This is a genomic window from Streptomyces sp. VRA16 Mangrove soil (assembly GCF_017377775.1).
Taxonomy (GTDB): Bacteria; Actinomycetota; Actinomycetes; order Streptomycetales; family Streptomycetaceae; genus Streptomyces.
This window is the reverse complement of sequence record NZ_JAFVLN010000011.1, coordinates 33,855-46,008: the sequence shown is the minus strand read 5'-3', so window position 1 is coordinate 46,008 and position 12,154 is coordinate 33,855. Positions and strand designations below refer to the sequence as shown.

The window sequence follows — 12,154 nt, the reverse complement described above, 5'->3', positions numbered from 1 at the left end:
TCACATGGCGAAACTCGGTCGATCTCGGCCGGCCCTGACGGTGCTGCCCACGTGGCTGTTGACCTCGCTCGCAACGTCGCTCCCGGCTTCGATCTCGATCGATCATTCGGTCGATGACACGGTTTGTCGATGTGTCGCTGCCATCACCCAAGTCAGCGTATCCGGTCGCGTTTCGATCACAGGGGGCACCTGCCCGTGCAACCCAGATCGGGCGGGCCCCAGACACCCCCGGTATGTTCTTGATCAGCCGATACGACCGGGAGTGTGCACTTTGTCCCGCACTGCCACCGACACCGACAGCGCCTCGGACCAGCCGCCTCCGGGTGACGACACCGCCTTCTTCGGGCAGCCGCGCGGGCTGCTCACCCTGTCGGGCCTGGAGGTCTGGGAACGCTTCTCGTTCCTCGGTATGCAGGCCATTCTCGTCCTGTACTTCGTGGACACCGTCGCACACGGCGGCATGGGGATGGACCCCGGCACGGCCGCGTCGGTCTCGGCCGCGTACGGAACCCTCGTCTACCTCGTCTCCGTCGCGGGCGGCTGGCTCGCCGACCGGATGCTGGGCTCGTACCGCGCGGTGCTGTGGGGCGGCATCCTCATCGCCTGCGGACACTACGCGATGGCGGTGCCGACGGCGACGATGACCTGGGTGGGCCTCGGCCTGATCAGCGCCGGCACCGGCCTGCTCAAGCCGAACGTGGCCACCATGGTCGGCAAGCTGTACCGCACCGAGGACCAGCGGCGCGACGCCGGCTTCGCGCTCTACTACATGGGCATCAACATCGGCGCGTTCCTCGGCCCGCTGATCACCGGCTGGCTCGGTGACCACAAGGGCTGGCACTGGGGCTTCTCGGCCGCCGCGATCGGCATGACCTTCGGCCTGATCCAGTACGTCCTCGGCCGGCGCCACCTGGCCGGGCGCAAGGCCACCGCCGAGTACAAGCTGCCGGACGACGCGATGCGCCGGGCGATCCGCTCCCTGGTGATCGGCGCGGTCGTCGTGGTGGTGCTCGCCGTGCTCCTGGCGGTGGCCGGCTGGCTGACCATGGACCGCTTCGTCGACCTGCTGACGATCATCTCGGTGATCGCGCCGATCGCGTACTTCGCCGTCATGTTCAAGAGCCCGCGCGTCACCTCGCAGGAGCGCGGCCGCCTCAAGCCCTATCTGGTGCTGTTCCTGGCGTCGGTGGCCTTCAACTTCATCCTGTTCCAGGCCTACTCGACGATGATGCTGCTGGCCTCGACGAACGCGAAGACCGAGATCCTCGGCTACCACTTCCCCGCCAGCTGGTACGCCTCCGCGCTCGGCGCCTTCGAGGTCGCCCTCGCGCCCGTCGTCGCCGCCGTGTGGGCCCGGATGGGCCCGCGCCAGCCGCACGCCTCCAACAAGATCGCCATCGGGGTGATCCTCGGCGGTCTCTCCTTCATCCTGATGGTGCTGCCCACGTCCGGGCACAGCAGCGACACCTACCTGATGTCCGCGTGGTGGATCGTGGGCTCGTACCTGCTGCTCGGCCTCGGCGACATCCTCCTGGAGACGTCGGGCATGTCGGCGACGACCAAGCTCGCCCCGAAGGCCTTCGCGAACCAGACGATGTCGCTCTGGTTCCTCTCCCTCGCCCTCGCCAACGGCATCCAGGCCCAGACCGTGAAGCTGTACGGCGAGGTCTCCAATCCCGCGTACTTCGGCGTCAACGGCGCCATCGCCGTCGCGGTCGGCATCGCCGTGATCGCCCTGGCGCCCTGGCTGCGCCGCACCATGCACCCCGTTCACTGAGGTACTCCCATGAGCCCTGCTTCCCCCCGCATCCGGACCGAGTTCCCGTACGGAACGACCCGCGAGGACATCCGCGTACCCCTCTCCGACGGGACGACGCTCTTCGCCCGCGTATGGCGCCCGGTGACGGACGAACCGGTCCCGGTGCTCCTGGAGTACCTCCCCTACCGCCTCTCCGACTGGACGGCGCCACGCGACTGGCAGCGCCACCCCTGGTACGCGGGCCACGGCTACGCCTCCGTACGCGTCGACGTGCGCGGCCACGGCAACAGCGAGGGCATGCCGGGCGACGAGTACTCCGCGACCGAGCTCGCCGACGGCGTCGAGGTGGTGAACTGGCTGGCCGAGCAGCCCTGGTCGTCCGGGAAGGTCGGCATGTTCGGCATCTCCTGGGGCGGCTTCAACTCCCTCCAGATCGCGGCCCTGGCGCCCGAGCCGCTGAAGGCGATCGTCACGGTCTGCTCCACCGACGACCGCTATGACAACGACGTGCACTACATGGGTGGTTCCGTCCTGGCCGTGGACATGCACGCGTGGGCGGCGACCATGCTGGCCTTCGTCTCCCGCCCGCCGGACCCGCAGTTCGTCGGCGACCGCTGGAAGGACATGTGGGTGCGGCGTCTGGAGGCCGTCGACCCGTTCATCCACACCTGGCTGCGCCACCAGACCCGCGACGACTACTGGCGGCACGGCAGCGTCTGCGAGGACTACTCCACGATCACGGCGGCCGTCCTCGCGGTGGGCGGCTGGCACGACCCGTACCGCGACACGGTGCTCCGGCTGGTGGAGAACCTTCCCGACGACCGGGTGCGGGGGATCATCGGCCCCTGGTCCCACCAGTACCCGGACCGCGGCCTACCGCCCGGCCCGGCGATCGGGTTCCTCCAGGAGACGCTGCGCTGGTGGGACCACTGGCTGAAGGACGCGGACACGAGGGTCATGGACGAGCCGAAGCTGCGCTCCTACATCAGCGACTCCCACCCGCCCGCGACGGTCTACGACGAGCTCCCGGGCCAGTGGGTCGGCGACCCGTCCTGGCCGTCCCCGAACGTCTCGACCGTCTCGTACGCCCTTCAGGGCTCCCCCGTCGTGGTCCGCTCCCCGCAGCACACGGGCCTGGGCGCGGGCCGCTTCTTCCCGTTCGGCAACGACGCGGATCTGCCGCCGGACCAGCGGGACGAGGACGCGAAGAGCGCCTGCTTCGAGTTCGAGGTGCCGCAGGCGGTACGGGTGCTGGGGCGCCCGCGCGTGACGCTCCGGCTCACCTCGCAGACGGCCCGCGGCCAGGTCGTGGCACGGCTGTGCGACATCGCGCCCGACGGCTCGTCGACCCTGGTGACCCGCGGCGTCCTCAACCTCTCCTCCCGGCACGGCCGTTCGGCGGCCGTGCCCTGGCTGCCGGGCTCCACCGAGGACGTCACCTTCGAACTCAACGGCATCGGCCACGCCTTCCCGCCCGGCCACCGCATCCGGCTCGCGATCTCGTCGGCGTACTGGCCGTGGATCTGGCCGCAGGCCAGCTCGGAGGCGGGCTTCACCCTGAACCCGGTGGGCAGCGCCCTCGAACTCCCGGTCAGGTCCGGCGACTTCGGCCCCGAGATCCGCTTCGAGGCCCCCGAGCAGTCGGCGCCGCTCGGCGTCGTCTTCCCGGCCTCCCTCGACGAGCAGCGCCCCGAACGGCTGGTGGTCCGGGACGTCGCCAAGGGCGAGTGGAAACTGGAGGTCGACCCGCGCTACGGCGGCACCCGCGTCTACCCCGACGGCCTCGAATTCACCGAGGACGCCCTGGAGACGTACGTGATCCAGGAGGACGACCCGCTGTCGGCCCGCACCCGCTCCGACTGGTCGATCCGCCTGCACCGCCCCGACATGGCGTGGGACGCGAAAGTGGAGACCCGCTCCGAAATCACCTGCACGGCAACGGAGTTCATCACGTCGAGCGAAGTGGTGTGCCGGGACGGCGGCGAGGTGGTGTTCCACCGGACGTGGGAGGAACGGATCCCGCGGACGGCGGGGTAGGAGCCCCCGCGGGGGGGGCGCGGGGAACGGCGCGACAAGCCGGGGGCGACTCGCACTCGCACAACCCCGGCCCCGACCCCGGCCCCGCCCCCTCACCCGCTGAACAACCGCTCGACCACCACGGCCACCCCGTCCTCCTCGTTGGACGCGGTCACCTCGTCGGCCACGGCCTTCAGCTCGGGGTGCGCATTGGCCATGGCCACCCCGAGCCCGGCCCACCCGAACATCGGCACGTCATTGGGCATGTCGCCGAACGCGACGGTGGCCCCGGCCGCGATCCCCAGCCGCTCGGCGGCGAGCCCGAGCCCGGTCGCCTTGGTGACTCCGCGCGGCTGAAGTTCGACAGTGCCGGGCCCCGACATGGTGACGGTGGCCAGTGGCCCGACCGCGGCGCGGGCCACCGCCGCCAACTCGTCGTCGGACAGCGCCGAATGGCGCAACAACACCTTGCTGATGGGCTCCGCCCACAACTCCGCCCGGTCGTGCACCCGCACCGCGGGCAGCGTCGGATGCGGCATCAGATACCCGGGCTCGATCAGCGTGAGCCCTTCCACCCCGTCCTGGTCCACGGCCGCGTACACCTGTCCGACCTCGGCCTCGATCTTCCCGAGCGCCTGCTCGGCCAGCTCCCGGTCCAGGGTGAGCGACCAGAGCAGCCGGTCACCGTCGGCGTCGTACAGCTGTGCACCCTGCGCACATACGGCGAGACCGCCCCCGAGATCGGCGAGCAGCGGCTGCACCCGGGGCGCGGGCCTGCCGGTGACGACGATGTGCCGGGCCCCCGCCGCGGCGGCCCCCACGAGGGCCTCCCGGGTGCGGTCCGAGACGGTGTCGTCGCCGCGCAGCAGCGTTCCGTCCAGGTCAGTGGCGATGAGTGCATATGCGGGTGCGGCCATGATCCGAAGAATACGGACCAACCACACCAGGGGCCCGACGTGTACCGGCCGTGTGGTGGGGGTGTGGTAGTAGCACTTCCGCGGAGCGCCGCACGCCCCCGGAGCAGGCGCGTGCCCCCCGAAGAAGGACACGCACCACGTTCACCCACGGGAGTGACGGCTCAACTTCCGGGCATCCGCTCCGAGTTCGGACCTCCCCTGGGCGGGAGGTGTCCGCTACCCGTGCGCCGCCGCGAGATGCCGGGCGAGCCGCGGCGACGCGAACTCCGTACCGCAGACGAACCGCATCACCGGGCCGTACGACGAGCCGCCGAGCATGCCCGTGAAGTACAGGCCGGGTATCGACGACACGTATCCGGGGCCGAGGCGCGGCGTGCCCCGGCTCACCGCGAGACGGGTCCGCAGGCCGTCGCCGAGGAACGGCATCGCGGCCAGGTCGACGCGGTACCCCGTCGCCGCGATCACATGGTCCGCGGTGAGCTCCTCACGGCGTCCGCCGTGGGTGCGCACCTGGACGGCCGGCGTCCCGTCCGTCACCGTCACCTGCTGCACCGAGGCGACGTCACGCACGGCCACCTTGCCCTCGAACCGCTCCTTGAGCCACCAGGCGCCGAGCGGGCCGAGCACCCGCTTCACCAGGTAGTGCCGGGCCGCGGGCGGCAGTTGGCGGTACTGGTGCGGGTAGTACGTCAACGCGTACAGCGACCACGCGTTACCGAACGGCGTCGCCGGGCGGAACTTCGGCTGGTCCCAGGGCGGCGCCCCGAACCGCACCCGGCTCTGTCCCGCGGCGCTCCGCGCGACCACCTTGACGCTCGCCCCCGCCTCGGCCGCCAGCGCCGCCGTCTCCAGGGCGGACTGGCCCGCGCCGACGACGATCAGCTCCTTGCCGGAGAACCGGGACAGGTCGTGGTGCTGGGCGCTGTGCGAGAGCGGGCCCGTGGGGGAGGGTCCTTCCGGCACCGCCATGGAGAACTCGCGCGGCAGATGCTCCAGACCGGACAGACCCGTGGCGACGACCACGGCGCGCGCGGTGAACTGCTCGCCCGAGTCCAGCTTCAGCTCGAAGCCCGCGGGTCCGCGCCGGTCGACGGAGACGACCCGCACCCGCTCCAGGTCGGGCACCAGCTTCTGCTGGAACCAGTCGCCGTACGCGACGAACGTCTCGGCCGTGATCAGGTCCTCGTCCGTCACCAGCCGGTCGATGCCGGCGGCGTCGCAGTAGTCCACGAGGTCGTGGCCGCGCTGCGGCGCGTCGATGTTCGACGCGGACGGGACCGACTTGAGGATCATGCCTTCGGGCATGTGGGAGCGCCAGCTCACCATGGGCTCCCCGAAGACCCTGACAGGAATGCCGCGCGCCCGCAGATGCGCGGCGGTCGACAGGCCGTACGGGCCCGCGCCGATGACAGCTACCGGTTGAATCACGAAGTCCCCTCCCCGGGACGGCAGTTGCAATGCCACTGCGTCGCTCACTCCGTGGCGCAGCGCACCGGCTGTGCCCTAACGGGTACCGGAGCCGGTCGCGCTGCCGCGGCGGTTGGTCCGCCACAGTTGGTAGAGATGCTTGGCGCCCGGTGTCACGAACCGGGCGAGCATCGTGAAGAACGGCCGCGGGTCGTCGGCCGCCCACCACGCCAGCTCCGTGCCGCTCGCGCGGGACGGGGCGTGCGGGGTCGTGTAGCCGCTGCGCCGGTAGGCGAGCAGGGCCGGCAGGTCGATGTTCTCGACGACGTACCGGTGGCCCGCCCGCTGTTCCCCCTCCGGGACGTCGCGGCCGGTGAGTTGAAGGTGCATGGCGCGGACGACGTCGATGCCCGCCTCGTTCTCGAAGAGGCGGAACTGGGCGCCCATCCGCGGGTTGAAGTCGAGGAGCTTGTACTGTCCGTCGCGCCGGTCGAAGCGCAGGTCGAGGTCGATGATGCCGGTGAAGCCGATCTGCTTGATGAAACGTGCGGCGATGTCCGCGAGTTCCGGGTTGTCCACCACGTACGCGTTCGCCGTCATGCCCGCGTGCGGGGGCCAGGAACGGACCTTGACCCCGGTGAACAGGGCGCGCGGCGTGGAGTCCTGGTCGAAGTACGCGTGCACGATCCAGTCCTCGGCGTCCTCCCTGGGCAGGTACTCCTGGAGGATCACGCCGGGCTTCTCGCCCCAGTCACGGGCGAGCTCCCGCAGGCCGTCGGGGGTCGCGATCCGCGTCGTCCCGTTCACCGCCGGCTGCGAGCGGCGGGTGAACGCCTCCCGGTTCTTCGCCACCACCGGGAACCGGGCCTTCGCCGCGAACTCCTCGATGTCGGCCCAGCTCTCGGGGAACGCCGCCGTCGGCGACGGGATCCCGTGCTCCACGCACAACTCGTGCAGCCCCTGCTTGCTGGCCAGCCGCCGCGGCAGCGCCGCCTCGACCGGCGGAAAGAGATAGCCCGCGTCCGCGAGCGGCCCCTGGTGCTCGGCGATGAGCACGGCCGCTTCCTCGTCGGTCGGGATCATCACCGTCGGCCGCCCGATGCGCTTGGCCACCCGCAGCAACCCGTCGACCAGGCGCTCCGGCTCCTCCGCCCCGGTGGTCCGCCAGGGAAAGGCCCGGTGCAGATAGCGCGAGGCCGCTGCCGGTGTGTATGGATCCTCGGTGATCGCGTACATCGGGACGCCGAGCCGCCCCAGACTGCGGATGGCGCCCACGCCTCCGTGGTGCAGCGGATAGTCGCCGAACTTCACGATGAGGCCCGGCACGTCCCGGTCCACGGCGAAAGGCACACTTCCCGCACCGCTCCGTGCGTTACCGGTACTTCTGGCCACGGGTCCCCCCACGTGTCCCGATCCCCCTTCGAACCCGGATCCACCCCGTCCGCGTCCGCCGGACATAGACGCTAAGCCGGAACCGACCAATCCATCAACGGGTCATTCGGACATTGCGAACTCTTTAGGCACTGCCCGAACGCCCGACTCCCACGTACCGTGTGGCCCACCCGTGTGGTCCACCTTGGAAAGTGAGGCACGTAGGCATGGCACCCGCAGCCGCGTCCGAGCACACCCCGCTCGACTCGCCCGACCCGCTCGACCTCCCCGAAGGCCACCCCTTCGGCCCGCACAACCTCCCTTACGGAGTCTTCTCCCGCCCCGGCGAGGACCCGCGCGTCGGCGTCCGCCTCGGCGACCACGTCCTGGACGCGGGCGCGGCCGCCACGGCGCTCGGCTCGCCCTACGCCGAGCTGCTGTCCCGCCCCACCCTCAACTCCTTCCTCGCCGCGGGCCGTACGACATGGTCGGACGTACGCCGCGCGCTGACCGGTTGGGTGACGGTGCCGGCCCACCGCGAGGCCGTGCGCCTGCATCTGCACCCGCTCTCCTCGGTCACTCTGCACCTCCCCTTCGACGTCGCGGACTACGTCGACTTCTACGCGTCCGAGAACCACGCCTCGAACCTGGGCCGTCTCTTCCGCCCGGACGAAGAGCCCCTGAAGCCCAACTGGAAGCATCTGCCGGTGGGTTACCACGGCCGCTCCGGAACGGTCGTGGTCTCCGGCACCGACGTCGTACGCCCGTCGGGCCAGCGCAAGGCGCCCACCGATCCGGCACCGGTCTTCGGCCCCTCCGTCCGCCTCGACATCGAGACGGAGGTCGGCTACGTCGTCGGCGTCCCCTCACCGCAGGGCACGGCGGTACCGCTGTCGGCCTACCGCGACCACGTCTTCGGCGTCTGCCTCCTCAACGACTGGTCGGCGCGCGACATCCAGAACTGGGAGACGGTGCCGCTCGGCCCGCACCTCGGCAAGTCCTTCGCGACGTCGATCTCCGCGTGGATCACGCCACTTGAGGCCCTGGACGCGGCCCGAGTGCCCTCCCCCGCCCGCACGGTCCCCCTCCTCCCCTATCTGGACGACTCCGACCCGGCCCTCGACCCGGCCGGCTACGACCTGCACATCACGGTCTCCCTCAACGGCCACCCCGTCTCCGAACCCCCCTTCTCCGGCATGTACTGGACGGGCGCCCAGATGCTGGCCCACATGACGGTCAACGGCGCCTCCCTGCGTACCGGCGACCTGTACGGCTCGGGCACCATCAGCGGCACCGAGGAGAACGAGCGCGGCTCGCTGATCGAGATGACCTGGAACGGTCAGCGGCCCCTCGAACTCCCCGACGGCAAGCGGGGTTTCCTGGAGGACGGCGACGTGGTGACGATGACGGCCTGGGCCCCGGGGCCCGACGGCGTGCGGGTCGGGCTCGGAGAGGTCACCGGCCGGATCGTCGCGGCCACCGGCTGACACACCCCGGCCTCCCCCGCCGGATCCCGGCCTCGGCCCGCGGCCGGGACTCGGCCGTCAGGCAGCGGCCGCGAGATCGCGGCCCAGGAAGGCCAGGAGCCCGCGGTGCGCAGGAGCGCCCGCGGGCGCCGGTATCTCCGGGCCGAACATGCCCGGCCGCCGGAACGTCCCGAAGTCCATGGCCCGCATCTCGGCCAGCAGCCGCGCGCAGGCCACCTCGTCGATCAGCCGCTCCGCGCCGACCGCCACCGCAAGGTCGACTCCGTGCACCATCAGCTCGGTGAGGTGGATCTGCGCGGCCATCGGTGCGGGCACCGTGCCGAACCCCAGGCGCACCTCCCCGTCCAGCGCGTCGGGGCGCCGCCAGGCGGCCCGGTCGAGCTCGGCGGCCCGGGCGAAGGCTCCCCGCGGGTCGTCGCCGAGCCAGTCCGCCTCGTGGGCGGCGCCGGCCTCACCGCCGGTCAGCTCGGCGGCGTAGATCCGGATACCGCCCACCACATGGTTCAGCTCCGCGCGCACGTCCCATCCGGGGCACGGGGTGGGACGGTGCCACTGGGTGTCCCCGATGGCCCCGACCACGGCCTCCGTGCCGTCGACGGCCTGCTGGATGCGGCTCACCATGTCCGATGTGCGCGTCATACGAGCTCCCCCTTCTCGTGCGACTTCTCGTGCGGCTTCTCGTGCCGCTCTCTCGTACGGCTTCTCGTGCGACTTCCCGTGCGGCTTCTCGTGCCGCTCTCTCGTACGGCTTCTCGTGCGACTTCTCGTACGGCTTCTCGTACGACTTCCCGTGCGGCTTCTCGTGCCGCTCTCTCGTACGGCTTCTCGTGCGACTTCCCGTGCGGCTTCTCGTGCCGCTCTCTCGTACGGCTTCCCGTACGGCTTCTCGTGCGACTTCCCGTACCGCTCTCACGTACGGCTTCTCGTGCGACTTCTCGTGCGAGGCCACCACGGTCCGCGTGATGGGAGCCGGCAGCCCACCGGCTCCTCACCAGTGAGCCACGACCCGCTTACCGTCCGCTGACCACTCGCTGACCGTCACTGACGCCCCGGCGTCTCTCACCAGTCGACGTCGTCGAACTCCGGATCCGGCTCGGGCTCCGGCCCCGCGTCGAACAGGTCCTCGTCCTGACCGGCCGCCGCCCCGGGCCCCGATCCGGTACCCGCCCCGTCGAGCCCCGTCAGAACCGCCAGCACCCCTTCCCCGTACGTGGCCAGCTTCTTCTCGCCGACGCCCCCGATCGTCCCCAACTGCGCGACGGACGTGGGCCGTTGCATCGCGATCTCCCGCAGCGTCGCGTCGTGGAAGATCACATACGCCGGCACCCCGTTCTCCTTCGCCTGCGCCCCCCGCCAGGCCCGCAGCGCCTCGAAGACCGGCTGCAGCTCCTCGGGCAGATCGGCGGCGACGGTCTTGGCCTTGCGCTCCCGTGACCCCGAACGGGACGCGGAGGCAGGCTTCGGCGCCTCCTTGCGCAGCCGCACCTCCCGCTGCCGCCCGAGCACGGCCCCGCTCTCCTCGGTGAGCACGAGCGTCCCATACTCACCCTCGACCGCGATGAGCGACTGCGCCAGCAACTGCCGCACCACGCCCCGCCATTCGGCCTCGCTCAGCTCCTCGCCGATGCCGAAGACGGAGAGCTGGTCGTGGTCGAACTGAATGACCTTGGCGGTGCGCTTGCCGAGCAGGATGTCGATGATCTGGCCCGCGCCGAACTTCTGCCGCCGCTCGCGGTCGAGCCGCACCACGGTCGACAGGATCTTCTGCGCGGCGACGGTCCCGTCCCAGGTCTCCGGCGGCGTGAGGCACGTGTCGCAGTTGCCGCACGACTCGGCCGCCTCCTGCCCGAAGTAGGTGAGCAGCTGGGCCCGCCGGCACTGCGCGGTCTCGCACAGCGCGAGCATCGAGTCGAGGTGGGAGGAGGCCCGGCGCCGGAACGCCTCGTCGCCCTCCCCCATGTTGATCAGCTTCCGCTGCTGGACGACGTCCTGCAGCCCGTACGCCATCCACGCCGTGGACGCGAGCCCGTCACGCCCGGCGCGCCCGGTCTCCTGGTAGTAGCCCTCGACGGACTTCGGCAGATCGAGGTGGGCCACGAACCGCACGTCCGGCTTGTCGATGCCCATGCCGAACGCGATGGTCGCGCAGACCACCAGCCCGTCCTCGCGCAGGAACCGCGCCTGGTGCCTCGCCCGCGTCCCCGCGTCGAGTCCCGCGTGGTACGGCACCGCCTCGATCCCGTTCTTGCACAGGAACTCGGCGGTCGCCTCCACGGACTTCCTGGACAGGCAGTAGACGATGCCCGCGTCGCCCTCGTGCTCCTGCCGCAGGAACGTCAGCAGTTGCTTCTTCGGGTCGGCCTTGGGCACGATCCGGTACTGGATGTTGGGCCGGTCGAAGCTGGCCACGAAGTGCCGGGCCTGCGGCATGCCGAGCCGCTGGGTGATCTCCTGGTGCGTGGCGTGCGTCGCCGTCGCCGTGAGCGCGATCCGCGGGACGTCCGGCCAGCGCTGCCCCAGCACCGACAGGGACAGGTAGTCGGGCCGGAAGTCGTGCCCCCACTGCGCGACACAGTGCGCCTCGTCGATGGCGAAGACGGAGATCTTGCCGCGGGAGAGCAGGTCGAGCGTGGAGTCCAGACGCAGCCGCTCCGGCGCCAGATAGATGACGTCCAGCTCGCCCGCGAGGAACTCGGCCTCGACGGTCCTGCGCTCGTCGAAGTCCTGCGTCGAGTTCATGAACCCGGCGCGCACGCCGAGCGCCCGCAGCGCGTCCACCTGGTCCTGCATCAGCGCGATCAGCGGCGAGACGACAACGCCCGTACCCGGTCTGACCAGGGCCGGAATCTGGTAGCACAGCGATTTGCCGCCACCGGTCGGCATCAGGACGACGGCGTCACCGCCCGCGACCACGTGCTCGATGATCGCTTCCTGATCACCGCGGAAGGCGTCGTACCCGAAGACGCGATGGAGCGTGGCAAGCGCCTCGCTCTCGGTCACCTCGCTCATAAACCCCAGTCCCGTCCTGCCGTACCCGACCGCTCTCGACTTCCCTCGCAACGATAGGGGTCCGGACCGACAGCCCAGGAGTTATCCACAGCATCCCCTGTGGATAACTTCCTCACAGTCGGAAGCGGGCCGACCGGTGCCCCGGAACGGCGGAAGCCCGGCCCCCAGGGGGACCGGGCTTCCGCACG

The 12,154-nt window shown here is 70.9% G+C and carries 8 protein-coding genes; 3 read left to right on the top strand and 5 right to left on the bottom strand.

What is annotated here, in order from left to right; all coding sequences use genetic code 11:
* Window positions 1–271 precede the first annotated feature (271 nt).
* Both J3486_RS27210 and J3486_RS27205 read left to right on the top strand, forming a co-directional pair.
* Window positions 272–1,777 (top strand): peptide MFS transporter, encoded by a 1,506-nt coding sequence (locus tag J3486_RS27210; RefSeq protein WP_207824812.1) that lies wholly within the window; start codon window positions 272–274, stop codon window positions 1,775–1,777.
* 9 nt (window positions 1,778–1,786) lie between these two features.
* Entirely contained in the window at window positions 1,787–3,796 is a 2,010-nt protein-coding gene (locus J3486_RS27205; protein ID WP_207824810.1) for a CocE/NonD family hydrolase, read from the top strand.
* 92 nt (window positions 3,797–3,888) lie between these two features.
* On the opposite strand, the gene J3486_RS27200 is transcribed toward J3486_RS27205, so the two are convergent.
* The 3 genes from J3486_RS27200 to J3486_RS27190 all read right to left on the bottom strand — a co-directional run bounded on the left by J3486_RS27200 (window position 3,889) and on the right by J3486_RS27190 (window position 7,449).
* Window positions 3,889–4,692, bottom strand: coding sequence for an HAD family hydrolase (locus J3486_RS27200; RefSeq protein WP_207824808.1), 804 nt, complete (start codon window positions 4,690–4,692; stop codon window positions 3,889–3,891).
* Window positions 4,693–4,908: 216 nt separating this feature from the next.
* Window positions 4,909–6,120 carry an FAD-dependent oxidoreductase gene (locus J3486_RS27195; RefSeq protein WP_207824806.1) on the bottom strand — a complete coding sequence of 404 codons (1,212 nt, stop codon included), beginning with the start codon at window positions 6,118–6,120 and terminating at the stop codon, window positions 4,909–4,911.
* Window positions 6,121–6,195: 75 nt separating this feature from the next.
* Window positions 6,196–7,449, bottom strand: coding sequence for an ATP-grasp domain-containing protein (locus J3486_RS27190; protein WP_207824804.1), 1,254 nt, complete (start codon window positions 7,447–7,449; stop codon window positions 6,196–6,198).
* Window positions 7,450–7,697: 248 nt separating this feature from the next.
* Between J3486_RS27190 and fahA the strand changes: the two genes are divergently transcribed.
* Entirely contained in the window at window positions 7,698–8,957 is a 1,260-nt protein-coding gene (fahA, locus tag J3486_RS27185; RefSeq protein WP_207824802.1) for a fumarylacetoacetase, read from the top strand.
* Window positions 8,958–9,014: 57 nt separating this feature from the next.
* Here fahA and J3486_RS27180 read toward each other — a convergent pair whose 3' ends face one another.
* On the bottom strand, window positions 9,015–9,596 hold the full coding sequence (locus J3486_RS27180; RefSeq protein WP_207824800.1) for a TIGR03086 family metal-binding protein: 582 nt from the start codon (window positions 9,594–9,596) through the stop codon (window positions 9,015–9,017).
* 420 nt (window positions 9,597–10,016) lie between these two features.
* Window positions 10,017–11,966 (bottom strand): DNA helicase RecQ, encoded by a 1,950-nt coding sequence (recQ, locus tag J3486_RS27175; protein ID WP_207824799.1) that lies wholly within the window; start codon window positions 11,964–11,966, stop codon window positions 10,017–10,019.
* Window positions 11,967–12,154 lie beyond the last annotated feature (188 nt).

What these genes read in the sequence shown, in the direction of transcription:
- J3486_RS27205 (WP_207824810.1), top strand. Translation starts at nt 1,787, where the DNA reads ATGAGCCCTGCTTCCCCCCGCATCCGGACCGAGTTCCCGTACGGAACG.
- J3486_RS27200 (WP_207824808.1), bottom strand. Translation starts at nt 4,692, where the DNA reads ATGGCCGCACCCGCATATGCACTCATCGCCACTGACCTGGACGGAACG.
- fahA (WP_207824802.1), top strand. Translation starts at nt 7,698, where the DNA reads ATGGCACCCGCAGCCGCGTCCGAGCACACCCCGCTCGACTCGCCCGAC.
- J3486_RS27180 (WP_207824800.1), bottom strand. Translation starts at nt 9,596, where the DNA reads ATGACGCGCACATCGGACATGGTGAGCCGCATCCAGCAGGCCGTCGAC.
- recQ (WP_207824799.1), bottom strand. Translation starts at nt 11,966, where the DNA reads ATGAGCGAGGTGACCGAGAGCGAGGCGCTTGCCACGCTCCATCGCGTC.